The sequence below is a fragment of the Roseibium hamelinense genome, from assembly GCF_007830545.1.
Lineage (GTDB): Bacteria > Pseudomonadota > Alphaproteobacteria > Rhizobiales > Stappiaceae > Roseibium > Roseibium hamelinense.
Window position 1 is genome coordinate 444,506 of the sequence record NZ_VLLF01000002.1, and the last position, 25,128, is coordinate 469,633.

At 57.5% G+C, this 25,128-nt stretch carries 22 protein-coding genes and 1 riboswitch; of the genes, 13 read left to right on the forward strand and 9 right to left on the reverse strand.

What is annotated here, in order from left to right; all coding sequences use genetic code 11:
• Positions 1-122 precede the first annotated feature (122 nt).
• A riboswitch (cobalamin riboswitch) is annotated at positions 123-338 on the forward strand.
• A gap of 53 nt (positions 339-391) precedes the next feature.
• Together JM93_RS06880 and JM93_RS06885 are read left to right on the forward strand one after the other, a co-directional pair.
• On the forward strand, positions 392-1,075 hold the full coding sequence (locus tag JM93_RS06880) for an energy-coupling factor ABC transporter permease (RefSeq protein WP_145341602.1): 684 nt from the start codon (positions 392-394) through the stop codon (positions 1,073-1,075).
• 203 nt (positions 1,076-1,278) lie between these two features.
• Positions 1,279-1,713, forward strand: coding sequence for a hypothetical protein (locus tag JM93_RS06885; protein WP_145341604.1), 435 nt, complete (start codon positions 1,279-1,281; stop codon positions 1,711-1,713).
• 90 nt (positions 1,714-1,803) lie between these two features.
• Here the strand turns inward: JM93_RS06885 and bla are convergent, their stop codons facing one another.
• Positions 1,804-2,703: a class A beta-lactamase gene (gene bla, locus JM93_RS06890; RefSeq protein ID WP_170230560.1), complete on the reverse strand. Its 900-nt coding sequence runs from the start codon at positions 2,701-2,703 to the stop codon at positions 1,804-1,806.
• A 153-nt stretch (positions 2,704-2,856) separates the two neighbouring features.
• Between bla and JM93_RS06895 the strand changes: the two genes are divergently transcribed.
• Positions 2,857-3,747, forward strand: a complete 891-nt coding sequence (locus JM93_RS06895; RefSeq protein WP_145341608.1) for a LysR family transcriptional regulator — start codon at positions 2,857-2,859, stop codon at positions 3,745-3,747.
• On the opposite strand, the gene JM93_RS06900 is transcribed toward JM93_RS06895, so the two are convergent.
• The 6 genes from JM93_RS06900 to JM93_RS06925 form a co-directional block, all read right to left on the reverse strand.
• Positions 3,744-4,862, reverse strand: a complete 1,119-nt coding sequence (locus JM93_RS06900) for a D-alanyl-D-alanine carboxypeptidase family protein (protein ID WP_145341610.1) — start codon at positions 4,860-4,862, stop codon at positions 3,744-3,746. The genes JM93_RS06895 and JM93_RS06900 overlap by 4 nt on opposite strands.
• A gap of 97 nt (positions 4,863-4,959) precedes the next feature.
• Positions 4,960-5,667, reverse strand: a complete 708-nt coding sequence (locus JM93_RS06905; protein WP_145341612.1) for an HAD family hydrolase — start codon at positions 5,665-5,667, stop codon at positions 4,960-4,962.
• Between the two features lie 69 nt (positions 5,668-5,736).
• The gene (locus tag JM93_RS06910) at positions 5,737-7,953 is read right to left on the reverse strand and encodes an NADP-dependent isocitrate dehydrogenase (RefSeq protein WP_145341614.1); all 2,217 of its coding nucleotides are present in this window, start codon (positions 7,951-7,953) and stop codon (positions 5,737-5,739) included.
• Between the two features lie 192 nt (positions 7,954-8,145).
• Positions 8,146-8,559 carry a DUF2267 domain-containing protein gene (locus JM93_RS06915; protein ID WP_244300776.1) on the reverse strand — a complete coding sequence of 138 codons (414 nt, stop codon included), beginning with the start codon at positions 8,557-8,559 and terminating at the stop codon, positions 8,146-8,148.
• A 346-nt stretch (positions 8,560-8,905) separates the two neighbouring features.
• Positions 8,906-10,039 (reverse strand): TauD/TfdA family dioxygenase, encoded by a 1,134-nt coding sequence (locus JM93_RS06920; protein ID WP_145341618.1) that lies wholly within the window; start codon positions 10,037-10,039, stop codon positions 8,906-8,908.
• Positions 10,040-10,305: 266 nt separating this feature from the next.
• Positions 10,306-10,872 (reverse strand): HdeD family acid-resistance protein, encoded by a 567-nt coding sequence (locus JM93_RS06925; RefSeq protein WP_145341620.1) that lies wholly within the window; start codon positions 10,870-10,872, stop codon positions 10,306-10,308.
• Positions 10,873-11,036: 164 nt separating this feature from the next.
• On the opposite strand from JM93_RS06925, the gene JM93_RS06930 reads away from it, so the two are divergent.
• The 6 genes from JM93_RS06930 (at position 11,037) to murI (ending at position 15,622) form a co-directional block, all read left to right on the forward strand.
• Positions 11,037-11,459 carry a MarR family winged helix-turn-helix transcriptional regulator gene (locus JM93_RS06930; protein WP_145341621.1) on the forward strand — a complete coding sequence of 141 codons (423 nt, stop codon included), beginning with the start codon at positions 11,037-11,039 and terminating at the stop codon, positions 11,457-11,459.
• 73 nt (positions 11,460-11,532) lie between these two features.
• Positions 11,533-12,804 carry a beta-ketoacyl-ACP synthase II gene (gene fabF, locus JM93_RS06935; RefSeq protein ID WP_208995009.1) on the forward strand — a complete coding sequence of 424 codons (1,272 nt, stop codon included), beginning with the start codon at positions 11,533-11,535 and terminating at the stop codon, positions 12,802-12,804.
• A gap of 53 nt (positions 12,805-12,857) precedes the next feature.
• Positions 12,858-13,415 (forward strand): helix-turn-helix domain-containing protein, encoded by a 558-nt coding sequence (locus tag JM93_RS06940; protein WP_145341626.1) that lies wholly within the window; start codon positions 12,858-12,860, stop codon positions 13,413-13,415.
• The gene (locus JM93_RS06945; RefSeq protein WP_145341628.1) at positions 13,412-13,954 is read left to right on the forward strand and encodes a GNAT family N-acetyltransferase; all 543 of its coding nucleotides are present in this window, start codon (positions 13,412-13,414) and stop codon (positions 13,952-13,954) included. The genes JM93_RS06940 and JM93_RS06945 overlap by 4 nt, the downstream gene beginning before the upstream one ends.
• A 59-nt stretch (positions 13,955-14,013) precedes the next feature.
• Complete coding sequence (locus JM93_RS06950) at positions 14,014-14,820, forward strand: RNA methyltransferase (RefSeq protein ID WP_145341630.1); 807 nt, start codon at positions 14,014-14,016, stop codon at positions 14,818-14,820.
• Positions 14,821-14,830: 10 nt separating this feature from the next.
• Positions 14,831-15,622: a glutamate racemase gene (murI, locus tag JM93_RS06955; RefSeq protein ID WP_145341632.1), complete on the forward strand. Its 792-nt coding sequence runs from the start codon at positions 14,831-14,833 to the stop codon at positions 15,620-15,622.
• Here murI and JM93_RS06960 read toward each other — a convergent pair.
• Entirely contained in the window at positions 15,619-17,433 is a 1,815-nt protein-coding gene (locus JM93_RS06960; protein WP_145341634.1) for an EAL domain-containing protein, read from the reverse strand. The two genes, murI and JM93_RS06960, sit on opposite strands and share 4 nt — an antisense overlap.
• 462 nt (positions 17,434-17,895) lie before the next feature.
• Between JM93_RS06960 and rpsD the strand changes: the two genes are divergently transcribed.
• Both rpsD and JM93_RS06970 read left to right on the forward strand, forming a co-directional pair.
• Positions 17,896-18,513: a 30S ribosomal protein S4 gene (gene rpsD / locus JM93_RS06965; protein ID WP_145341636.1), complete on the forward strand. Its 618-nt coding sequence runs from the start codon at positions 17,896-17,898 to the stop codon at positions 18,511-18,513.
• A 236-nt stretch (positions 18,514-18,749) separates the two neighbouring features.
• Positions 18,750-20,546: a diguanylate cyclase gene (locus JM93_RS06970; protein ID WP_145341638.1), complete on the forward strand. Its 1,797-nt coding sequence runs from the start codon at positions 18,750-18,752 to the stop codon at positions 20,544-20,546.
• A gap of 146 nt (positions 20,547-20,692) precedes the next feature.
• Here JM93_RS06970 and JM93_RS06975 read toward each other — a convergent pair whose 3' ends face one another.
• On the reverse strand, positions 20,693-22,312 hold the full coding sequence (locus JM93_RS06975) for a Vps62-related protein (protein WP_170230562.1): 1,620 nt from the start codon (positions 22,310-22,312) through the stop codon (positions 20,693-20,695).
• A 257-nt stretch (positions 22,313-22,569) separates the two neighbouring features.
• On the opposite strand from JM93_RS06975, the gene ttcA reads away from it, so the two are divergent.
• Complete coding sequence (gene ttcA, locus JM93_RS06980) at positions 22,570-23,508, forward strand: tRNA 2-thiocytidine(32) synthetase TtcA (protein WP_145341897.1); 939 nt, start codon at positions 22,570-22,572, stop codon at positions 23,506-23,508.
• Positions 23,509-23,571: 63 nt separating this feature from the next.
• Positions 23,572-25,125 carry a DUF427 domain-containing protein gene (locus tag JM93_RS06985; RefSeq protein ID WP_145341642.1) on the forward strand — a complete coding sequence of 518 codons (1,554 nt, stop codon included), beginning with the start codon at positions 23,572-23,574 and terminating at the stop codon, positions 25,123-25,125.
• Positions 25,126-25,128: the final 3 nt, after the last annotated feature.

Genomic DNA, 25,128 nt, shown 5'->3' on the forward strand with positions numbered 1-25,128 from the left:
TCCATGGTCTGTCCTAAAGTGGTCAGCTGCCCGCTTTGGTTGACGTAGGGCTTTGATCAATAACGTATATTCTGTACTGAATAGGTGACAATACGTCTTGTGGAGCGGGCTTAAACCCTGCAAGACTGCCCGAATGCATAGGTTTCGCCGGAGCGAATGGGCCGGCGGATGAAATGGGAACACGGTGCGGCGTACCCAACAGGGACCAAATCCGTGGCTGCCCCCGCAACTGTGAGCGGCGAGCGATACCCCACAAAGCCACTGGCCGGTTGGCCGGGAAGGCGGGGAGAAGCAGAGACACGCAAGCCAGGAGACCTGCCGTATGCATGGGCCCAGTTCGGGCATCCTTTTGAAAACATCTCGCGCACGGAGGGTGCGCTTGGGGGTAAACATGCATATTGAACCGGGCATCGTTGACGGTGCCAAAATCGCTTTGAGCTACGCAACCGCAGCTGCGTCTTTCGGCCTTTTGGGAAAAATGGCGCTGGACACTGTCCGCACGGATGGGGGGGGCTCGGCACTTATTCTGCGCAGCTTGATCACAACCGCGCTTGTCTTTTGTTTCTTTGAAATCCTGCCGCACTATCCGGTTGGTGTCTCTGAGGTTCATTTCATTCTCGGGTCGACGCTTTATCTGGTCTTTGGCGCTGGGCCCGCGGCAATCGGGTTGGCGTTGGGGCTCCTGTTGCAAGGGGCTCTGATCGCGCCTTTCGATCTGCCACAATACGGCATGAACGTTACAACGTTGATTGTGCCCTTGTTTGCCGTCAGCGTGCTGGCCAAGAAAATGATACCGGCAAATACGGCCTATGTTGACGTAAGCTACAAACAGGCGTTGGCGCTTTCGACGGTTTATCAGGGCGGCATTGTTGCCTGGGTCGCGTTTTGGGCTTTTTACGGCCAGGGCTTTGGCGCAGAAAACCTGTCGTCCGTCGGATCCTTTGGCATCGCTTACATGCTCGTTGTCTTGGGAGAACCCTTGCTGGACCTCGCTGTTCTGGCCGGAGCAAAGGCATTGGCCCCGTTTGCCAAGAATCCGATTTTCTACGATCGGCTGCACCACCGGGCCGCATGACGGTAGGTGCATGACACAGTGTTTGAAGGAGACCTCCGGGTCCCCTTTTGTTAGGGCCCAAGGAGGCCGAAACAAGCGTCTTTCAGTCCTGATACAATCCTGTTTGCCCAGTTTGGCACGTAATTTGCCAAACTTAGCTCGACAAGTAGGACCGGAGCCCGTGACGCACTTCAGGCCGGTCGTTGAGTAAAGGAGCATCCAAGATGTCGCTGAACAATGCGTTGATGGCCAATTTTGACCCGTCATTCATGCAGACACAGCTGAAAAACCGCTTAGCGGACCTTTATGGAACCGCAAATGGTGGGCGCGATGGAGGGTTTTCGCTCAGCGCGTTCACGCTCGCGGCAGAGACTGGAATCTCCGCAGCGGCAAGTTCTGCCGGTGGTTCCGCTGCTTCGGAAGTAATTGCCCAGTTCGATGCGGATGGCGATGGAAAAATAAGCAAGCCCGAGGTCGAGGCGAGGCTGATGTCTAAGGTGAACACCGGCTTTGCATCTCACTTCAGGTCCGAGCTGTTGGCGGTCCAAGAGGGAGGCAGCCTGTTTGGACTGCCTTCTGCGAGGGACGGCTTTGCATCAACAAATCCGCTGCAGCCGCTTTTTGATGCCCTTGGACCAAACGACAGGGACAGGCGGTAGATGCTCCGATATTCGGTGCAATTCCATGCTGAAGCCGCCGGTTTTCGGCGGCTTCAGGCTTTGAGGCAAACCGTCAGGATCGATGCCGCGCTAGAGACTGTCGAAAATGCTCTTGCCCAGTTCTGCGATGATTGCGTCGCGTTCGGCGATCCCGGCCGGCTTTTCGAGATGTAAATAGACGGCTACAAAGACCGGCGCCTGATCGGGTGGATAAATCACAGCAATCACAGATCGTTTGCGGTCGCGGGAAGCGCCCGACCGGTCGCCGATCGTCCAGCCTTCGGGCAGGTGAGGGCGGAGCATATGTTTTGCGGTTGTGTTGGCCGACAGCCATGCGATCAACTGCGCTTTTGATGGTGCGGCCAGCAGCTCCCCGGTTATCAGCTCCTTCAAGCTGTTGGCCGCGGCTTCTGGGGTGGTTGTGTCCTGATCCGTTCCGGCGGGCACGACATTGAGGTCCGGTTCCATCCGGTCGAGACGTGTACTCCTGTCTCCAATATCCCGCATGAAGGCTGTGAACGCCGCCGGGCCACCAAGCGCCTGCAAAACAATGTTTGCAGCAGTGTTGTCGCTATAGACCATTGTCGCCTCACAGGATTCGCGAAGTGTGATGGTGTCGGTGCCGACGCGGTTTTTTGTAACCGGTGACCATGAAACCAGGTCATCTTCGCGGATCGACCGGCTTTCGCTCAAATTGGGCCCGCCCGCCTCGGCCTGCGACAGCAAGGCACCGCATGCGAATGCCTTGAAGGTGCTGTTCAGCGCAAATCGTTCGGTCCCCCGGAAAGAAAACTCTGTGCCGGTTTGTGTGTCGATCAGTGCCAGCCCAATCCGAGCATCTTCACGTTGTTCGAGCTCGTTGAGTTTGTTCTCAAGGGCAGCCTCATCGAGAGCATATGCCGCAGGTGCGATGGGAAAGGCAATGACAGCGGCGGCCGCGGCTTGAAAGACAACAGAACGCAGCTTTTGGACTTTAAGAGCGAAATTCAATTCATTCTCCAAATGTGAGTGAAAGCAAGCGTTTGGCTGTTGGCTACCCAGACACCCGCTTGCGGGCAGGGCACATATTGCCGCGAATTACGCATCAGACAATTATTCATTTATGCTATTAGACATGAGAAAAACTTGGTCATGAGGAAGCGGATGGATATTCCACAATTGCCGCTGAATGCGCTGCGTGCCTTTGAAGCCGCCGCCCGTTTGGAGAGCTTCACCCGTGCAGGGTTTGAATTGCATGTCTCCCAGACTGCAGTGAGCCACCACGTCAAAGCGCTGGAAGACATGTTGGGCGTTGAATTGTTCAAACGCATGCCGAGAGGGGTGACACTGACCGACGAAGGTGAAGCGCTGCTTCCAGTATTAAACGATGCGTTCCGGCGCATGAGCACCGTGCTTACTCAGTTCCGTGGTGGAGACTTTCGCCAGGTGCTGACCGTCGGCATGGTCAGTAGTTTTGCGCTTGGATGGTTTATGCCGCGGCTTGAAGCCTTCAAAAAGGCGCATCCGGAAATTGATCTCCGGATCAAGACGAACAACAATCGGGCCGATTTTTTGGGAGACGGACTTGATTGTTTCATTCGGTTTGGTGATGGCGCCTGGCACGGCACCGCGGCCGAAAGAGTCCTGACCCCGCGATTCGCTCCGGTCTGCTCAAAATGCCTGGCAACTGATATCCACTCACCCGAACATTTGGCCAGTTTGCCCTTGCTGCGATCCTATCGGCGGGACGAATGGTCCGCTTGGTTTCACGCAGCCGGTTTGGATGCGCCGCGCCCGAGCGGTGTGATGTTTGACTCGTCCCATGCTCTTGTGGAAGCAGCATCCCTAGGGGCGGGGGTCGCGCTGGTTCCTCTCGACATGTTTGAAAGGCAACTTGCGGCACAGTATGTCGTTCAGCCGCTGGCGTTGAGTGTTGATCTGGGTAGCTACTGGATCACATGGCTTCATTCCCGCCGTGAAACAGCAGCCATGCAGGTTTTCCGGCAGTGGTTGCTCGCCGGGGCCGATACCAAGCGACCCGCCTTTAATCCCTAGAGGGCGGGCTTCGGGGCCGGCCGGACCGAGCTCCAACCGGCGTCCGTAGGAGCAGGGGGAGGCGCACGCCGGGCGAACGCAGGTTTGGGCGCGGGGCGCGGCGGAACCGGACTTAAATCCGTCTGCCAGGTGGTGATCACGCGGCCCACGTGCGGGGTAGGGTCTTTCAAATAAGACGTGTGCCTGGGCAGCCCCATGGGATAGAGGGCCTGCTGTTTGGCTTCGTAGGGAGCGGTTTGGTCGCTGCACAGCCGCATGCGCATGTCCTGCGGTCTGATCTCCGGTTCGTTTGCAAGGTCGTTCAGCGTTGTCCCTGTCGGCATCAAGCTGCCTTCGAATGCTTCTGTCATCAGTTTCGCGCCGCGTTCACTGCGCTCGCGCCCCGTGGTCGCGCCAAGAACAACCGTCAAGAACCGTTTTCCGCCGCGCTCTGTGAGTGCCACGATATTCCGGCCAGATGCGCAAACAAATCCGGTTTTCATACCGACCGTTCCAGGAAACTGGGTCAAAAGCGTGTTGAATGACTGGATTTCCTTGCCGTCGATCGAAACTTCGGACGTTTGGAAAATTGGCCGGAATTGCTGGTAGTTTTCATAAAGGGTGAGCCCGAGGATCGCCAGATCGCGCGCTGAGACCGTTTGTGCCCTAGCATGCAAACCGTTTGGATTGACAAACCGGCTGGCCGACATGTCGAGGCGGGCGGCCTCCTCATTCATACGCGCAACAAATGCTTTCTCGCTTCCGGAAACGGCTTCCGCGAGCGCGACGGCAACGTCATTTGCCGATCCAACGAGAACTGCATAAAGCGCATCTTCCAGACGCATGGTCCGGCCCAGCCCGAGCCCTGAATTTGCCACAGACAGGCCCACTGCGTTTTTCGACATGACCACCGGAGTGTCGAGCGTGACATCCCCCCTTTCAATCGCCTTGAAGGTCACCAGAGCCGTCATGAGTTTTGTCGTCGAGGCCGGAAACCAGGGATGACCAGCGTCGTCGGCGTGGAGAACCGCACGCGTCTCCATATCAATCACAAGCGACGGCGTGGCCGAAACGGGCGTCACAAGAGAGATCAGAACCGCGGCGGTTACTGCAACAAGAGAGCGCGAACTGGGCATATCGATGCGTCCAAACATAAGATGCCTGAGATTTAGCTGAACGAATGAAGGTTTGGCTACAGCAAGAATATGGCAGGATGCTGGAGGTTGGCTGATGCTAGGTCCGGGAAAGATAGCCCGGCAGGTCGGCCACGCTGTCCAGAATGACGTCCGCGAGCGGGGTCAGATCATCCCGGGTCCCGGTGCCGGACAGAACACCGATGGCAAGACCGGCACCGGCCGCACGCGCCATTTCCAGATCGTGGGTGTTGTCGCCGACCATGGCTATTGAGGACATGGGCAGCCGCAGGGCATCCGCGAACGCATGGACCATGCCCGGTTCCGGCTTCGGCCCGTAACCGCTGTCATAACCGGCGACAAACCGCATGCAGCTGTTCAGTCTGGCATGTTTGAGAAACACCCGGATTGAGGCTTCACTGTCGCTGCTGGCAACGCCGAGGCGATATCCGGCGCCGCCCAGCCGCGCCACGGCTGCGCTCAGACCGGCAAGAACAACAGCGTTTTTCATTCCGTCCGCAAAAATCTCGTCGAGCTTTGTTGTCAGGCTCTGCTCATCCTTAGCCGAACCGGTGGCAATGAAGGCCTTGGCAATTTCCTCGGCATTGCCCGCTGCGAACAGGCTGCCCGCTGCGGTCTTCCGTGTCGCCGGGTCCATACCGCCAGCCCGAAGCAAAACCTCGCTCAGCGCCGCGTTGCCATCAGCGGCCCAGCGTGCGGCCTGTTCCTGAGGTTTGGCCCAGGTGGCGTCGAAATCGAGCAAGGTCCCGTCCTTGTCGAACAGAATGGCTTTGATGGTGTGTGACATCTCGATCTCTCAAGCCGGAAGACAAAAAAGGCGGCCATTCGGACCGCCTTTTTCTAAAGTCTGTGTGGCTTAGCCGATGATGCCGTTCAGCGTTGCGCTTGGGCGCATCACGGCGTCGACCTTCGCCTGCGGGGCGTGGTAGTAGCCACCGGTATCGGCCGGGGCGCCCTGGACGCCGTTCAGCTCGCCAACGATCTTGTCTTCGTTGGAAGAAAGCGCCTCGGCAATCGGAGCGAACTGGGCCTTCAGATCGGCATCCTGATCTTGAGCTGCCAGCGCCTGAGCCCAGTAGAGCGCGATGTAGAAGTGGCTGCCACGGTTGTCGAGGCCGCCGACCTTGCGGGCAGGCGACTTGTCATTGTCGAGCAGGCCTTCGATCGCCTTGTCGAGCGCATCGGCCAGAACCTGGGCCTTCGCATTGCCCTTGACGTTGGCAAGGTGCTCGAGCGAGGCACCAAGTGCGCAGAATTCTCCAAGGGAATCCCAGCGCAGGTAGTTTTCTTCCTGCAGCTGCTGGACGTGTTTCGGTGCAGATCCCCCAGCACCTGTCTCAAACAGGCCGCCGCCATTCATCAGCGGAACGATGGAGAGCATCTTGGCTGAGGTGCCGACTTCCAGGATCGGATAGAGATCTGTCAGGTAGTCGCGCAGCACGTTGCCGGTGATGGAGATCGTGTCTTCACCGCGGGCAATGCGCTCGGTGGAGTATTTCGCGGCCTCGGTCGGGGCCAGAATGCGGTAGTCCAGACCGGACGTGTCGTGATCCGGCAGATAGGCTTCCACCTTCTTGATCAGCTGCGCATCGTGGGCGCGGGTCTTGTCGAGCCAGAAGACACCTGGCATACCGGACAGGCGCATGCGGTTGACGCCGAGCTTCACCCAGTCGCGGATCGGCGCGTCCTTGGTCCGGCATGCGCGCCAGATGTCGCCCTCTTCAACAGCATGCTCGATCAGGGTGTCGCCGGAGGCGCTGACCACCTTGATGGTGCCATCGGCAGGCGCCTTGAAGGTCTGCGGGTGCGAGCCGTATTCCTCGGCCTTTTGCGCCATCAGGCCCACATTCGGCACAGTGCCCATCTTGGCCGGGTCGAGCGCGCCATTGGTTTTGCAATGATCGATGACCGCAGAGTAGACGCCCGCATAGGAACTGTCCGGGATCACGCATTTCGCATCGTGTTCCTTGTTGTCCGGACCCCAACCCTTGCCGCCCGCGCGGATGAGAGCCGGCATCGAGGCATCGATGATGACGTCGGACGATACATGCAGGTTGGTGATGCCCTTGTCGGAGTTCACCATGTACATGTCGGGGCCGGCGTCGAGTGCCGCCTTGATGTCGGCCTGGATTTCGGCGGCCTTGTCTGCAGGCAGGGTGGCGACCTTGGCTTCCAGATCGCCGATCCCGAGGTCCGGATTGACGCCGAGGTCTTTCAGTGTTGCCGCGTGCTTTTCAAACACGTCCTTGAGGAATGCCTTCACGCAGACGCCGAAGATGATCGGGTCCGAGACCTTCATCATCGTGGCCTTCATGTGCAGCGAAAACAGGATGCCCTGGTCCTTGGCGTTCTGGACTTCCTTCTCGAGGAACGCGCTGAGTGCCTTGACGCTCATGTAAGTGCCGTCGATGACATCACCGTCTTCCAGCGGCCAGTCGGCTTTCAAAACAGTCTCGCTGCCGTCTTTGCCGGCAAAGACGATTTTTGCGGTTCCGGCTTGAGCTGCGGAAACGGTGATGGACTTCTCATTGGAGCGGAAGTCGTTTTCACCCATGGTGGCAACGTGGGTCTTGGAGGAAGACACCCATTCGCCCATCCGGTGAGGGTTCTTCTTGGCGTATTCCTTGACCGCTTTCGGCGCGCGGCGGTCGGAGTTGCCCTCGCGCAGCACCGGGTTCACGGCAGATCCCTTGATGCCATCGTAACGGGCCTTGATGTCCTTTTCCGCGTCCGTTGCCGGGTCATACGGGTAGTCAGGCAGCTTGTAGCCTTGGCCCTGCAGTTCCTTGATCGCCGCGTTCAGCTGCGGCTGGGACGCGGAGATGTTCGGCAGCTTGATGACATTGGCGTCCGGCTGCTTGACTATGTCGCCAAGAAGCGCGAGTTCGTCCGACTGCTTCTGGTCTTCGGTCAGGAAATCCGGAAAGGTTGCCAGAATCCGGCCGGCCAGGGAAATGTCCTTGGTGCCGACGGTCAGATCCGCCGCCTTGGTGAAGGAGCGAATGATCGGCAGGAAAGAGGCGCTCGCCAGTTCCGGCGCTTCGTCGACCTTGGTGTAGATGATATCGGCCATGGTACTCCCTTTTCCTCATGGTCTGGCAGGTGCGGACAGGGCCACGGTGTGCCCCGATTGAAAATCCAAAAAGCGTATACAATTGTACGCAATCAATTGCCAGCCCTCACAAAGGCGAAGCCGGCGGACGCCGGTGAGTTCTAGCAAAGGCGGGAGAAAACGCAATCGACTGAGCGAGAGCGTCTGCAGGGATCACGCCCAGAACGCGGCTGCACCTTCCGGAAGGTTTCGCAGCACACGGTCGAGCTCGCGTTCGTAGATCGAAGACCGGCGCAGCGCGGCAGCAACGTCTTCAATGGCGGTTTGCGGTGCCAGGTTGTGATCCTTGCGCACCGACTTCATTTCCCGAACAAGCGCTTCCCGGTCCGGGAACGGCAGGGGCACATCAGATGGCCTCCAATCCTCGACAAAGATCGCCCTCGTAACAGCAGGGAGGATATCCGCAAAACGCAGCGCGTCTGCCGTGGTCAAATGCGACCGGAAAGTGTGCAGCACGGCGCGCAGCGTATGATAGGCCTGATGGTGGCTTTGAAGCATGCAGGTGTCGCGCACGTCCTGAATGAACGTATCAAACTCGCGGGACGCGAGAAAATATGTCTGCGGCATTGGCATGGCCGACTCATCTTTTGCGTGCTCTTGAAGACTCTGACGACTGTTGGTCGATTCGGTCAAGCGCAAAGCGGACGTCCGTCTCTGCGGTTCGCAGGATACTGGCCAAGGTGTTCGATAGCTGTGAAGTCCCATCCCGGCTTGAACAGTGTGGCAGATGCATCTGTGGGGCGTCAGCGCCGGACAGGGCACGGATGACCATCGTGACGAGGTACGGAGGCCGATAGCGGAACCCCGGTGGTGGGAATGCCCGCGGATCAAGGGACTTAAAAAACAAGCAGGTACCGTCCCGGTCTGAAGCCGGGACGGTTTGGAGTGCTTTTGAACGAGGGTGCGGCCCAGGTTAGGCCGCCTTCGCAGCCTCGACGCCGCGGGCGAGCACCCGGATCCGGCTGTCGAATTCACCCCGGTCGACATAGCAGCCGCGCAGGTGGCGGAAGCCGGTGGACGGGTCGAAGGCCGCGCGGCCGTGCAGCGCCCGGCGGTTGTCAAAGATGACCATCTCGCCGCCATTCAGCTTGGTGGTCATGACATAGGCCGGATCGCGGGTCATCGCCATGATCGTGCGATAGGCGCGATAATAAGCATCCATTTGATCTGCCGGCATATCGAACACCGAGGCAATATGCGCGTTGAAGCGCACTTCGCTCACCGTGCCGAAATGGTCGAGCTGGATAACCGTGTGGTGCTTGCGGATGTCATATTCGCCGTCTTGGAAGCGGAACGGGATCGGGGTTTTGGCCAGGAGGTCGAAGGCTTCCCTGTCCAGGGTTTTCAGGTCTTCGGCAATCGCAAACCCGTCGGCAAAGGTCGACCCGCCGCCTTGCGCTTCGTTCGCCAGGCAATGCAGGAACTGAAAACCGGGCGCGAGCTCCTGGTTTGGCAGATCCGTATGCAGCGGCAAAGCGTGGCTGGTATAGGCCAGATTGTTTGGGTTCGGTTTCGACATGACCTCGAAGGTCACGCCGAAATTGGTCTCGCGCAAAAAGCCGATCCTGCGCGCCACGGTCATGCCGGCGTCCACGTCGTCGGCCATGCCTTCGACAATGGCCAGTCCGGTTTTCTTGGTTGCGATGAGGAATTCCAGAAGAGCAGCATCGTTTGACAGAAGGTCGGACGCAGCCGCCCGTGGCAGATCGTTTTTCTGAAGGTCGCCGCGCCAAACGATCGGCTCGACACTGGCCGGATCGGTCATGGTCTTGCCGGGTGTATGGGCGCAAAGCCAGTCGAGCGTGTAGCGGCTTTGAAGGTCTTCCGTGGCCCAGGAAATGACAAGCTCATTGCCCTCGATCTCAGCAGATGAGATCGAAATGCCGGCCGGAACGCTCGTGAGATCGAATTCCCGTTCCAGGGTTTGCGGGTGAAAGCCGGTTGCGCAGTTGTCCCGCAGGAAAAGAGCGGGGAAGTCCGCGTAGGTGCCGTTTGGAAGCCGCACGGATACGGCGCGGTGATCACCGCGCAGGGATACTGATGTCATGGTTTTGAAGTCCGATTTGCGTTTTGAAGTCAGATTGAGTTACGGCTCAAGCCGTCAGTTCACGCAAATCGGGGTGGCGGCCACCACCAGTGGGCTTTGGCGTGGGGCTGTCCCTGATTTCTGCCAAGGCCAGCGACCATGACCACCCTCTAGGTTCGATTTACCTAAGGCGCGCCGAAGCGAGCCTGCGGACTTGTTGGTAAGCTACATCAAAAATGGGTGCGCTGAAACCGTGCTCAGCGCGCCCAGAGAGCATAGTGTCGGAGTCAGGCCTTTTTTGAGGCCCGAGCCGCCAGCGCGATGGCGATATAGCTCCATCCGTTCATGAGGACGGAAATCCCGGCGATCAGACCAAGTGCCCAGACCGCAGAGCCAGGAAGGTCGATCCAGATCAGGATGCCGGCCACCAGCGACACGGCGCCTGCAATCGCAACCCACACCCAGCCATCATGCGGTTTGATTTTGAAGGCGAGCAGCAGCTGGCTGACGCCTTGAGCAATGAAGATCGCCGCAATCACCAACGTTAGCGCAAATGTCCCGGCCAGCGGGTTCACATAAATCACGATACCGCCAATTACCGCGATAATGCCGGTAATCAGGTTCCACAGGAAGCCGGACCAGCCTTGTGTCTTGAAGGCATGGTAGATCTGCACGAGACCGCCGACAAAAAACACGGCCGCGATCAAGAGTGTGACGGCGACGGAGGAGGCAAGCGGTGCCGCGATCAGCACCATGCCACCCAGCACAAGAACGATGCCCAGAATCAAGAACCAAATCCAATTATCCTGAACCTTGGCTTTAATGTCGTCCATATTCGGTGCGGCCTGTGACATGGCGGTCTCCGTAATTGATAAAGGTATGGCGTGCATCATAGGCATAAGCCGGCCGTTGCAAAAGCCCTGTGACAGGTGCCAAATATCGATGAGGATTTGTGGTTTCAAAGCCCGATTGTGCGAGGGGGGTTGATATTTGTGTAATTACACGATTTAACGCCGGCATGGCTGCTGAAGATGATTTTTCACTCTGCATGATGAACAACGCGCGCAAGGCTGCGCGGGCGGTGAGCCGGCGGTACGACCGCTTGGCCAAGCCGTTCGGCATCAAGGCCGCCCAATTTGCGATCCTCGGCCTGATCAAGCGGCACTCCGGTGAGACAATGACCCAATTGGCGATCCTTGCCGGCATGGATCGAACGACCCTGTTACGGAATCTTACTCTTCTGGAAAAAAAGGGATTGGTTGCGCCGAAGCGCTTCGAGAAGGGCGCTGGCCGGACCTACGAGCTCACAGCCATGGGTGATCTGGTGATCCAAGAGATGACGCCACATTGGCGCCAGGCGCAACAGGACCTCGAAGCCGAGATGGGGCCAGAAAACTTCGCACATACACTGGCAGTCTTGAAGCGGCTTTCCTCCGTCTAAAGCTGACCGGATGATCGCAGAAAGCGTCATGTGATTTATAGTGTGCAATTACACATAACAGGAGTAGTCGATGATAGAACGGATTGTGGTGACCGGCATCGGAGTGGTCTCACCCCTCGGCGTCGGAGTTGACCGGTTTTGGGATCGGTTAAAAAATGGTGAAAACGGCATTCGCGCAATAACCCAGTTCGAGGCGGGTGATCTGGCCTGCCGCATTGCGGGAGAAGTGCCGGACATTTCAGAAGACCCGGCCGGTTTCGACCCGGACCGCTATTTGGAGCCAAAGGACCAAAAGCGATCGGACCGGTTTATTCACTTTGCGCTTGCCGCCGCTGAAGAAGCGCTTGAACAAGCGGCGTGGCGACAGGGAACCGATTCCGACCCAGCCCGGGCCGGAACGATCATTGCTTCAGGGGTTGGCGGCTTCCCGGCGATGACTGCCGGAACCCGGCTTGTTGATGAAATGGGCCCCCGGCGGGTGTCGCCCTTTCTCGTGCCGTCCTTTCTGGCAAACCTTGCGAGCGGCCAGGTTTCGATCCGTCACGGTTTGAAAGGTCCGCTCGGTGCGCCCGTGACAGCGTGTGCGGCTGGTCTTCAGGCGATCGGCGATGCCGTGCGATATCTTCGCAGCGGCGAAGCCGATCTGATGGTCGCAGGCGGGGCGGAGGCTTGTCTCGACCGCGTGTCTTATGCCGGTTTTTGCGCTGCGCGCGCCATGTCGACCAAATTCAACGAGGACCCGGCGCATGCCTCCCGTCCGTTTGACCGGGACCGGGACGGATTTGTCATGGGCGAGGGGGCAGGTATCCTCGTGCTGGAAACCGAGAGCCACGCAAGGGCCCGCGGCGCCAAACCTCTGGCCGTGGTTAGCGGCTATGGCACGACAGCAGATGCGCACCACGTGACAGCCTCACCGGAAAACGGCGAAGGTGGTCTTCGCGCGATGCAGCTCGCGCTGAAAAGCGCCGGACTGGCGCCGAAAGACATCGGTTATGTCAATGCCCATTCAACTTCGACACCGGTCGGCGATGCGGCAGAACTTGCAGCATTGAACACGTTGTTTGGCGGCCGCGGAAAAGACCTGGCGCTGTCCTCCAGCAAATCCATGACCGGTCACTTGCTCGGCGCGGCCGGGGCCGTTGAAGCGATCGCCTGCGTCATGGCCCTGCAAACCGGCATGTTGCCGCCTTCGCGCAACCTGCTAATCCCTGATCCTTTGGCGGCCGAATTCGAGCTGATCCCGGATGTCGGGATCGAACGGCACGTCGATCATGTCCTCAGCAACGGTTTCGGTTTTGGCGGCGTGAACGCAAGTGCCGTTTTCTCGAACGCCGATCGCACTTGACAAAACAGCAAATTCCCAAATATGAGAAATTAAGATCTAAATAGGGAATTAATATGACCGACTTTGACAAGGCACTTGCCTTGCGGATTACCGAGCTTCGTCGGGCGCGCGGGCTCACATTGGATGGGCTCGCCGCGGCAAGCGGCATCAGCCGCGCGACCCTGTCCCGGATCGAGCGTTCTGAAACCAGCCCGACGGCATCGGTTCTGGGCCAGTTGGCACATGTTTTTGCGGTTCCGATGGCCGAGTTGTTCGGCGCGTCTGAAATCGCGGCAGGAAACCATCTTCCCCGCGCGGATCAAGCGGTTTGGATTGATCCTGGCTCGGGCTTTGTCCGCCGCAGCGTTTCCCCGCCTGCACCCGGGTTCAAAGCCTCGGTGATCGAAGGGGAACTTCCTGCAGGTCAATCCGTATCCTACGACGCGCCGCCCTTGTCCGGCCTGGAACATCACCTGGTGATGCTCTCAGGCGTTCTTGAAATGCGCCAGGGCGATGAAATCCACACACTTCGCGCCGGAGACTGCCTGCGTTTCCGGCTTGATCAGGGCAATTCCTACCATGCCCCTGGCCGGGATCCTGCCAGATATGTGTTGTGCGTGGTGGCTCCATGACCAAGAAAGAGCCTTTGTCCCTGCATATCAAGAAACTGTTTGCTTCCGATCTTGAGAAAGAGGCCCGTGAGCTCGGCGCGGTGCTGAAAGCCTGTGTCGAGGACGGGGCGGGCATCGGTTTTGTTTTGCCGATCACACAGAGGGCCGCGGCGGATTTCTGGCTGGAGCAAAAACCCGGGCTTGAAACCGGCAGTGCCCATCTGGTCATCGTCCGCAGCGGCGCCCGGATCGCCGGGACCGTGATGCTGATGCTAGCCGGAAAACAGAACAGCCAGCACCGCGCGGAAGTCGCCAAGTTGATGGTCCATCCGGATTTCCGCAGACGGGGCATTGCACGCACGTTGCTGGCGGAAGCCGAGCGCCTGGCACTGGAGCTGCACCGTCCGCTGCTGGTGCTGGATACGGTCACTGGCGATACGGCCGAAGCGATGTATGAAAAGCTGGGCTACACAAGGGCCGGCGTCATTCCGAAATACGCGGTCTCGGCCCATGGCGGCTGGGACGCAACCACTCTGTTTTACAAGCAGCTGCCCGGATGAAGCCAACCGCCGGGCAAAAGGCTTTTCAATCGGCGGCCGGTCGGTTAAATCCCCGCCCCATGAGCAAAAATGCAAAAATCAGAGAAGAGGCCCGCCGGGTACGCGGGCGCGCGCCGGCGGTGATCCTGTGCGAGCCGCAGCTGGGCGAAAACATCGGCACAGCGGCGCGGGCCATGGCCAATTTCGGCCTGGTTGACCTGCGCATCGTCAATCCGCGGGACGGCTGGCCCAGCGAAAAGGCGCGCGCCGCAGCAAGCCGGGCGGATCACGTCATCGACAATGTGCAGGTGTTCGAGACGCTTGAAGCGGCGATTGCCGATCTGACCTTCGTGTTCGCGACCACGGCCCGCTCGCGTGAAGTGCCGAAGCCCGTGCGCGGTCCCGACGAGGCTGCGGTGAAGGCGGTTGAACTTGGCACGAAAGATCTTGCAGTTGGCTATATCTTCGGCCGGGAGCGCTGGGGCCTCAACAATGAAGAAGTTGCGCTGGCCGACGAGATTGTGACACTTCCTGTCGATCCGGATTTCGCATCACTCAACATTGCCCAAGCCGTGCTGGTGTGTGCCTATGAGTGGCGCAAGACGGCAAGCCAGGGCGAGTTACCGTTCCGCCTAGACGAAGAGGAACATCCCCCGGCAACCAAAGAGGATGTCCTGCGCCTGTTCGAGCATTTGGAAAGTGCGCTGGACGAGGCGACTTTTTTCCGGCCGCCCGAACGCCGCCCTCATATGGTCAGAACTTTACGCAACATCTTCCAGAAGGCCTCCTTGACCGAGCAGGAGGTGCGGGCGTTGCGCGGCGTTGTGGCGGCTTTGGAAAAACGCGAAACGCGGCCACGGCGTCAGGAGAAGTCCGAAGAAGAGTGAGGCAAACAGAATGCGCAAGGAAGACCGACCGGTTCTGGTGTTCGACAGCGGTATTGGCGGTCTGACGGTCTTGCGCGAACTGCGTTTGCTTCTGCCGTATGAACCTCTGGTCTATTTGGCAGATGATGCGGCCTTTCCCTATGGAAACTGGGAGGATGGTGAGCTTCAGTCGCATCTTGTGGCGCTTTTCGGAAAGCTGATCGGAGCCCGCCAGCCTAAGGCGGTTGTCATCGCCTGCAATACTGCGTTCACGCTGGCCGGTGAGGCGCTGCGCCGAGCCTATCCCGAAACTCCGTTTATCGGCACCGTTCCGGCAATCAAGCCGGCCGCCGAACGCACCGCCTCGGGGCTTGTGAGCGTTCTGGCGACGCCCGGCACTGTCCGGCGCGCCTATACCCGCGATCTTATCGAGCAATATGCGTCTTCCTGCCATGTCCGGCTGGTCGGGTCTGAACGCCTGGCTGCCCTGGCTGAAGCACATATACGTGCCGAACCGGTTTCAGATAGCGAATTGCTTGCAGAGGTGGCGGATTGCTTTCTGGAAAAAGACGGCCGGCGAACCGATGTTGTCGTCCTCGCCTGCACGCACTATCCGTTTCTGGCAAATCGCTTGCGAAAAGTCGCTCCCTGGCCGGTGGACTGGCTGGACCCGGCCGAGGCAATTGCCCGGCAAGTTGTACGGGTGCTCGGCTCGGATGTGCTTTCAGCGCCGCTTTCCGCAGCCGATACCGCGGTGTTTACATCCGGGCGAAAGGATGCCGATGCCCGGCGGCTTATGACCGGTTTTGGGCTCGAGGTTTAGGCGGCGTCCGCCTCTGTGAGTGTTTTGACCACCAGCCCGTCATCTGAACGCTTGGCTTCTTTCTTAAGGTCCGCGATTTCACGATTCAGCCGGTCCGGGTGAACGCAAATCCCTTCCGGAACAGTGACGATGGAGATCGAACAATCCAGCAGCGGGAACTTTCGGGTGGCGCCGAACCGGTCGGCGGCCTCCATGTATCCCTGGGTTCTGTGTTCGGCGGAGTAAAAGCTCTCCACATCGGTTTTGAAGGCCCGCTTCAGTGCGAGAATATGCGCCGCAACGTCGGTCTGATCGCCGGACATGAAGCCGGCGAAAAAGTCATCGCCGCCAATATGCCCGCGGAACGTGCTGTTCCCGGAAACATGCCTTTGCAGCAGCTCTCCGAACAGGATGATGGCCCGGTCACCCTGGCGGTAGCCATAAGTGTCGTTGAACGGTTTAAAATTATCGAAGTCGAAATAGCACAGGTGACGCGACGCATTTTTTTTGCGGCCCGCCTCCGAGATAAATCTGGATACAGCACCATTTCCAGGCATGCGGGTCAGAGGGTTTTGGTCCTGGGCTTCTTCGATCCGCTTTTCATGGATGATCTTCAAAAGCGATGTGGCTGACAGGAAGCCCACATAGCGGAAATTCTGCGTGATGATGATGCCATCGGAATTTAATGATGAAGCGAACGTCACCAGCAGCATATCGGCATTCGAATCGATGTCGGCGATCGGGCAGGGGCGCACGAAACTGCGCAGAGGGAGGTCCAGAGCTGCACTGTAGTCGGCCTCGTCCGAACCGCCTGCGTAGAGATAGGCCTTCAGATCGCGTTCATGAATGATGCCCTTGGGCTCCTGATTGGAATCCAGCACCGGGATGATGCTGACGTCCTGCGCGGTCATGAACAGGTCCAAAACCTTCTTCATGGACGCGTCGAAGGTCGTGGTGCGCAGCGGGATCAATTCGTTGCGGATCCGTGCCTCTTCGTCCTTGCGCTTTGAGCCGAACATCGGCAAGCGAATGTGGTCGTAGAAGAGTTTTGCTTCGCGTTTTTGCTGGAACGGCCGTGCGACGTGATGGCCTTGGATCAGATCGCACCCCGCGTCCCGGCAGGCCTTGTATTCGCTATCGGTTTCAACACCCTCGGCGATCACGCGTGAGCCAAGCACATGTGCAAGATTTGCGACGGTGGTGACAAACAGTTTGCGGCGGGGGTCGGTGTCGATTCCGTTCAGGAAAAACCGGTCGATCTTGATGTAGTCGGGCGCAAGGTCATGCAGCAGGCGGAGTTCGGAAAAACCGCGGCCGAAGTCATCCAGGGTCAAAAGCACACCAGTTTGACGCAAGGTTTCAAGGGCATGTTCCGTAATATCGCAGAACGTGTCGCGGTGGCGGCCGGTCAGTTCGATGCAGACTTGGCTCGGTGACAGACGTGCCGACTTGATGATGTGCGGCAGACCCATGCGCGGATCATCATCGAGGCCAAGGCCGCGTCCGTCGAGGTTGAAAAAGAACTTGGTGCCGCGGGCAAGTGTCAGCGTGCCGAATTTTGAAAGTGCGACGAATGCGAGGCGGGCCTCGAGTTCAGCAAGGAAACCCTTGTCGAAGGCGAACTCAAAGAGGTCGGCAGGGGTTTTGAAACCGAGAACTTCGGTCCCTCGCAGAAGCGCCTCGTAGGCGTAGACAACGCCGGTTGCCATATCGACAATGGGCTGGAAAGCGTAGTCGATCACGGTCAGTACATGATCGACCGGGCAGCCGACAGCAAGGGCATCTTCCAGATTGCGCGGGGTAAAAACTGCGGGATGGCGGGCTGGGCCCATTTAAATCCCTCCGGAGGGCTTGCTGCAAAGACAAACGGGTAGCGTGCCCCATGCCGCTCCCGATTTTTATCAACCGTTATTTCTACGGGGTGCATACTGCTAAATCCCGCATTAAAAATCTCTAAATGCATACATTGTTTTTATTGTAAATCTGCCGTTGGGGTATAAGGGGTTGTTAACCGTTCCCATAGGGCTGCTGACGTAGAGACGAAACCGGTCCGATCTTAATGTGCGCCTCGGCTGCGGAAAGGCTGTCTGGCGATTGACTTTTAGCCGGGATTTCAGTAACTACCGCGCGTTCCAAGGACATATTGTTTTTGGTTGTCACGCACCCGTGGGCATTCAGCCGGCGCCGTCTAGCTGGGTCCCTGTCGATCCCGTTTGGTCTTAAAGAGATCCGACTGGATAAAGGAGGGCGCGTTTCCTTGATAAAAAACAACGCGTTACACAAAGGAAACCGCGATGTCAAAGCGCCATAGCGTTAAATACAAAATTGACCGCCGGATGGGCGAAAACATCTGGGGCCGTCCGAAAAGCCCGGCGAACCGCCGTGAATACGGACCAGGCCAGCACGGTCAGCGCCGCAAAGGCAAGCTGTCAGACTTCGGTGTGCAGCTGCGCGCCAAACAGAAGCTCAAAGGCTATTACGGCAACATCTCCGAAAAACAGTTCCGCAAGGTCTACGACGAAGCGTCCCGGCTGAAGGGCGATACGTCTGAAAACCTCATCGGTCTTCTGGAGCGCCGTCTCGACGCGATCGTCTACCGCGCAAAGTTCGTTCCGACTGTTTTCGCTGCCCGTCAGTTCATCAACCACGGCCACGTGAAGGTGAACGGCAAGCGTGTCAACATCCCGAGCTACCGCGTGCGTCCGGGCGATGTCATTGAAGTTCGCGACCGGTCCAAGCAGATGGCACTGGTTCTGGAAGCCGTTCAGTCCGCTGAGCGTGATGTTCCAGACTACATCGAAGCTGACCACAGCAAGATGACCGCAACCTACAACCGCGTTCCGGCATTTTCCGACGTACCGTATCCGGTACAGATGGAACCGAACCTGGTGGTCGAGTTCTACTCGCGCTAACCAGTCTCACGGGACTTTCAAAGGCCGCCTCCGGGCGGCTTTTTTTTGTCCTGCAAAGTCGACGCATGTAGCGGAAATACCCTTCGTCCCACCCAATTGGTCAGCTACGTGGCCACTGAATATGATAGTATTAGCCAAACAACCGAATCCGCTGCGTTATCTTGCTTTGAATCGCACCTTTTGATCCTGACGTCTGCCTCCTGCCGGGCCGTGTCGCGGCCTTTTGGGTCATTGAGATGAAGATAAATACCCTCACGAATCTGGCCTATGGAATCACCCTGGCCCTGACCTTTTTCTCCGGCCTTGCCTTCATTTTGTCGATCCGGATGGCACATGAAGAACGGCAAGCGGTTGAGGTGCATCTGGCGCTTGCAGATCTCGGCGCACAGCTTGAACTCGATGCTGAACTGAGAACCGATGAAGCCCGTCTTTATGTGATGCGCGGCGATCTCAAGCACTTGGCAGCCTTTGAGACCATCAACGAAGAAGAGCACCGGCTGGAGGAGCAGGCGCGGCATGTGAAGGATTTGGCCGGCACAGAGGCTGAGCTGGCGTTGCTTGCCGGCATCACTACCCTGATTGATGGTCTTGAAGAGCTGGAGGTGGCGGCGATCACGGCCTATCAATCCGGAAACCCGCAAGCAGCCCGGGAGATCCTGTTTGGTGATGAGCACTACACCATGCATGTCCGGCTGGTCGACCAGATAAAAGCATTCACAAACGAAGTGACGGCACGAACCGCGCTGGCTCTGCAGCAGGCGCAGATCCGAAGCGAACTCTACAACGTGATTGCCCGTGTTCTTTTAGGGGTGACAGCCCTTGTTTTCCTCGCTGTGCTTTATTTTGTGCTGCGCCGCCGTGTTGCGCTGCCGCTGACACATATGTCTTCAGTCGTCCGGCGCCTTGCGAAACAGGATTTTGAAGTTGAGGTTCCCGCCGACACCCGCCGGGATGAAATCGGAGATCTCACCAACGCGATCCGCATCTTCCGGGAAAACGGCCTTGAGCGGGAACGCCTCGATGCCGAGCGCAAACGCGATCTGAAGATGAAGGGGCTCATTCTTGAAATGATGCGCCGGATGCAGGCCTGCCAGAAAACAGAGGAAATTGCAGAGGTCGTGGCGTGCTTTGGGCCGCAGGTGTTCGCCGATCTCGGCGGCGCGTTCTTCATTTTGAACGAAACGAAGACGGTTCTTTGGCGGGCCTCAACCTGGCAAATGCCTGAAGATTTTCCCGAGCGGTTCGATCCGGAAGCGTGCTGGAGCCTTCGGCGTGGGCGGGCTCATCACAGCCTTCCAGACAAGGAAGATGTTCAATGCCAGCACTTTCCAGATCCCCGCTCGGCCGGTCTTTGCATCCCGCTCATGGCGCATGGCGATGCGCTTGGCTTGCTCGTGTTTTCGAGCCTTTCGAACGACGCCACCCCCGTGGACGATTACACCGCTTATCTTGGAATGATTGCGGAAAACGTTGGCCTGGCGCTGGCCAATTTGCAGCTGCGTGACCGGCTCACCAGAATGGCGGTGTGCGATCCGCTGACCGGTCTTTTGAATCGAAGATCGCTTGATGAATCCCTGGCAACGTTCAGCCGTGAAAACGATGGCGTTCCACTCACCTGCATGATGATCGATATCGACTATTTCAAACGCTTCAACGATGAATTCGGCCATGATGCCGGTGATGCCGTAATGATAACGTTCGCGGGCATTCTGGCGGAGATCGTTGGCGAGCGTGGCCTGTGTTATCGGTTCGGTGGCGAGGAGTTTTCGGTTCTGTTTTCGGATATTAGCCGGGAGGAAGCGCTTGAAATTGCAGAGCATATCCGCACCCGGACGGCAACGACGGCATTGTCGCATTCGGGCCGAATCCTCGGCACGATCACGGTTTCCATCGGCTTGGCAGATACCCGGAACGGCGGTTCGGTTTCGACAGTCCGCACCCGGTCGGACGTTGCCTTGATGCATGCCAAGACAAACGGCCGGAACCGGACTGTGCAGGATATGGATCTTACTGCCAAGCAGGTCGCAGGCTGATGCCGGGACATAAGCCTTCAATACTTACAGCCACCGCTCCGGGCAGCGTTTATATCATTCTACATCCATCTATAGCAGTAATCACAACTCGAACAGGTTGACGTCATCCCCTCACTCACAACGGCGAGGGGATGACCTCTTCCATCCTATCTGACCAAATGAAGCGGGTTTTTGTAGGCCTTTATAAAGTCATCTTTCAGCACGCCCACGACTCCTCTAAGGCCGTCTATGACGGAGTGCGGGATGCTGTTCTCATAGGGAGATCCGATAAACGAGCCAACATTTACACCGCCAGTGGTGCTGGCCGGTTCAAGCCGCCAAAGACTAAGATCTTTGTTGGCGTGGGTTCCATGATCTTGCCACATGTAGCTGCTTCCAAAGTCATCTTGAGTGACATCCCTGCACAAGCTTTCATGCACGCACATCACTTTGTATGCGAGATGGTCCGGAAAGTGGCCGCTCGATTCCCTGAGCACCATGAAGTCTCCGAGGGCGCGATAGCCCTGTGGGGGAGCAGGTCGCCAGCAGGAATAGTCGTGGCTCTTGCCTGAGCCTGCATCGTCCCAGATTTTTATAAAGCTCACCGGTTCTTTCAGCAGCCCAAGGTCTTCCAGGTCCCGAAAGACAGCTGCGCGGCCATCGGCGGTAGGATTATGGTTGTGCTGACCCCATTGCCCACCGTAGAAATAGCTGTCGTGCTCCGCGATGACTGGCCGCCATACCGACAGGTCCATTTTTGCGCCCGAGCCTGAGTCAGTTCCGACATTTTGCATGGCTGGGAACTGGTTGAGAGCAAGCACGGTTTTGTCTTTGACAATTTTAGTTTCCTTGCTGAGCACCCAATCGGCAAAGGCATTTTCGAGCTCCGATCTGCGCGTGCTCTCTGTCGCGAGTTCCCAGATAGGCCGAAGGCCTTCTTTGGTGAAATCCATCATAACAGCGCGATCACTGAGACTTTTTGCCCATGCCGCATAAGCTTCGGTATCACCTTTAAATATTGCGGATACATATTGCTGATCGCCACCAATAACATGGTGACTCAATTCTGAATTAGCCCTGTAGCTCTCAATCTCTTTTGCAAGATGGCTGTCAGACTTTACGTGGATTTCACCGATAAGTGCTTGATAGGAAGCCTTTGCAACAACGCGAATGTCCATTGATCTATCGACTTTGAGGGACTTGGTTGCGCTGTTGGAATCAATTCGGCCGCCTACGATTACCTCGCCAAGGAACACCGCCCCATACTTGTCGAATATTTTATTTGGAGAAATACTTTTGTTGTTGATCTCAGCAGCGACGGACGGTTTCAAATACTGTAGAATGTCGCTGGTCCGTGGCAGATTAACAGACCAAAGTTTGTGTATTTGCCGGATTGTGGAATACGTTGTTTCCTCTTGGCTCAAGGATTTTGAACTGAAAGATGTGCTGAGTGAACCCGAAAACAGTTTGTATTTTCCTTCAACGCTGATTTCATGATTTTGGGACTCTCTGTAGATGTCAATCGTATTTCCAAATACTTCATAGTAATCGGACCGTTCAATCATGTGATGGTTAAATAACTTATTTATTATATAGTCTTGTCCGCCAATGTTTACGGGTTTGGTTTCGTCAGGAAAATCAAAAAGTGCGCCGTCCAAAATACTCTCCGGCTCAGCGTATTCTCCATTAACGTCATATCCAAAACCAAGTGCTGGACTTCCAGGCAAAAAAGGTGCGTTCTCGGTTTGGGTTTCGGAATGATCTACGATCAAGGCGGCATCTGTCATCACAGTCTCCCAAAATCTTAGTGTCCTTGCGCCTAACACCATTCGGGTTGCAGGCCGTTGAAGTGTATATATTTTACATGCAACTAAAAATTGTAATAATTCACCATGAATGTTTATGTTCAGATGAGGATCATTGCTTGGTGTGAGCGATTTGGATTCTCGGCGAGCTTTCCAAAATGTCATCGCTGCTTGGCTCTGCAGCGGCAATCCGCTATGTCAGCGCAGATTCCAAAAATCGCGAGCGCCGAGCCACTCCCATGAACGATATTGCTGCAGATCAGAACGACATCGATGTTCCGCTTCTCCTGCGCGGTGCGCCGTCGAGTGTCGAATTCAAAAAACTGCGCAAGCGGCTGCTGCGCCAGACGCGTGAGGCGATCAGCGATTTCGGCATGCTCGGTGACGCAGCGGAGCCGGCGAAAAAACCCAAATGGCTTGTCTGTCTGTCGGGCGGCAAGGACAGCTACACACTGCTCGCTGTCTTGATCGAGTTGAAATGGCGCGGGCTTTTGCCCGTGGATCTGATTGCTTGCAATCTCGATCAGGCCCAGCCGGGTTTTCCTGCGCATATTCTGCCCGCGTTTTTTGAACAAAACGGCATCGAGCACCTCATTGTGCGCGAAGATACCTACTCGATCGTGACCGACAAGATCCCGGCTCACAAAACATATTGCTCGCTGTGCTCGCGCCTGCGGCGCGGGATCCTTTACCGGATTGCCCGGGAACAAGGCTGCGAGGCGGTTGTGCTGGGCCATCACCGCGAGGACATTCTGGAAACCTTCTTCATGAACTTGTTTCACGGTGGGCGGCTCGCGTCCATGCCACCGAAACTGATCAATGATGAAGGCGACCTTCTGGTGCTGCGTCCGCTGGCCTATGCGGCCGAGACCGATATAGCCAAGTTTGCGGTCGGTATGAATTTTCCGATCATTCCATGCAACCTGTGTGGTTCGCAGGACGGTCTGCAACGCGAAGAGGTCAAGCAGATGCTACAGACCTGGGAGAAGGAAACTCCGGGACGGCTGGGCGTCATGGCCCGTGCGCTCGCCCATACGAGGCCCTCACATCTGCTCGATCGCACACTCTACGACTTTGTGAACCTGCGCCCTGGTGCAGCCTCAAACAGTGAGGGGGAGGCAGAGGCGCCTTGCGGCGCCAGTCTGGCTATGACGGCGAACCTGTTTGCCGCCGAATGACCAAGCGTCCTGCGGTTTTTTACCAAGCTGGACAGGTTTAAGAACCGTTCGTAACGTCTCGGAATGGAGATACTCGAACAACGCACAGCAAATGACTACCAAATCCTGGTCGAGCCGCTCGATGGCCCGGTGACCGCGCGGCGTGGTGATACGGTGATTGCCCGGTCCGATAGGGCCAAGGTCATGTATGAAACCCGTTTGCCGCCAGTCATCTATTTCCCGCGCGAAGACGTGATTGCCGATTTGGTGCCTGCGCCCGATCACCGGACGTTCTGTCCATTTAAGGGTACAGCCAGCTATGCCGATCTAAAAATTGGCGATACCACACTTAAAAACGCCGTCTGGTGTTATGAGAACGCGCTACCGGAGGGCAGGGCAGTTGATGGATATGTTGCCTTCATGCCGGATACCGTAACGGATTACGAACTGAGCGGTCTGCACCTTCACGCATCCCCGAGCGGCAACATCTCCGGACCAACGGTCGATTGGTTGCTGCGAGAGGCCTGGACCCTGCTGAACCCGGAAGATCTGACGGCTGCCATCGGCCGACGGCTGGTGGAAGACGGGATAGCCGTCAGCCGCTTCAGCGTGTTGATCTGGTCGCTCCATCCGATGATTGCCGGGAGGCACTATATCTGGACGCGCACGGACAACCACGTGAAAGTCGCTTCGCCCTCTCACGGGATCTTTCAGAATCCCGCCTTTGTAAACAGCCCGCTTCAACATGTATCCAACGGTCTTGGCGGCGTCCGGCAAAGACTGGATGCGAACCCGGACGAGTTCAATTTTCCCATTATGGAGGATTTGCGGGCGCAAGGGGCAACCGACTATGTTGCGATGCCGCTGCCCTTCTCCAATGGGCAAATCAACGTGTTGACCATGGCGAGCGATCACCCGGACGGTTTCACCACGGCCAATCTCGGCCTCGTGTTCGAATGCGCCCCGATGATCAGCCGTCTATACGAGGTTTTCGCGTTACGGTCCAATGCGACCGCTTTGCTGGAGACCTATCTGGGCAAGCGCACTGGCGCCCGGGTTCTGGGCGGGGAAATCCGGCGAGGCGACGGCGATGTGATTGAAGCAGCGATCCTGTTTTGCGATCTGCGCGGATCGACGCGCCTGGAATCGGAGTTGAGCCGTCCCGACTATGTCGCGCTGCTCAACCGGTTCTTCGAAGTGACGACCGATCTGATCAATGAGAATGACGGGGAAGTGCTTAAATTTATCGGCGACGCGGTGCTGGCGATCTTTCCGGCAACCGATGACCGGGCGCAGGCCTGCAGCCGGGCTGTCTCCAGTGCGCGGCGGATTGTTGAAACGCTCGCCGCACCGGATGAGGGGGATCAGCCGAAAATACAGTGCGCCATCGGAATTGCTTTTGGTGAGGTGACTTACGGAAATGTCGGCTCACGCGAACGACTGGATTTCACGGTGATTGGCAGTGCGGCCAATGTTGCCGCCCGGTTAGGAGATCACGGTAAGCGGACAGGGCATCCGATCGTGGTTGCAGAAGATGTCTGTCAGGATCCGGAACGCCCACCTTTGCCTTTGGGCCGCTTGGAACTGCACAATGTGCGGGCGCCGGTCGAGGCCTTCGCAGTGCAAGTCGGCAGCTAGGCG